Annotated in this window: 1 protein-coding gene; it reads left to right on the plus strand. The window is 65.3% G+C overall.

All coding sequences use genetic code 11. The annotated features are described in order from the left end of the window. On the plus strand, nt 1–614 hold a 614-nt coding region (locus H0524_RS25270), incomplete at both ends, for a S8 family serine peptidase (RefSeq protein WP_304610800.1).

Here is a 614-nt window from a genome sequence, read left to right on the forward strand (position 1 = left end):
AAACAGGACCAACTCGCCAGGTTCTCCAGCGCCGGACCCCTCGCTCGCACCGGCGCACTCAAACCTGACCTCACCGCACCCGGCGTCGCCATCAACGCCGCCCGCTCCCAACACAGCACCGGCGACGGCATGTACCACAGCAAAGACGGCACCTCCATGGCCGCCCCACACGTCGCCGGAGCCGCCGCCATCCTCACCCAACAACACCCCAACTGGACCAACACCCAACTCAAGAACGCCCTGACGAGCAGCACCCAAGCTCTCAGCGACACCTACACCCCCTACCAGGTCGGCACCGGCCGACTGGACGTAGCGGCAGCGGTAAACAGGACCGTGCAGGCCACCGGCTCAATGTTCTTCGGCTACTTCGACTGGCCACACCAACCCACCGACACCCCCATCACCAAGGCGGTCACCCTCACCAACACCAGCACCACCCCCGTCACCCTCAACCTCACCACCACCGGCAACAACGCATTCACCCTCAACACCCCCACCGTCACCGTCCCCGCCAAAGGCCAGATCGACGTCCCGGTAACCGGCGACCCAACGACAGCCGACATCGGCCAACACACCGGCTACCTCATCGGCACCAACCCCACCACCGGTGAAAC

The organism is Salinispora sp. H7-4 (assembly GCF_013416675.1).
Classification (GTDB): Bacteria; Actinomycetota; Actinomycetes; order Mycobacteriales; family Micromonosporaceae; genus Micromonospora; species Micromonospora vitiensis.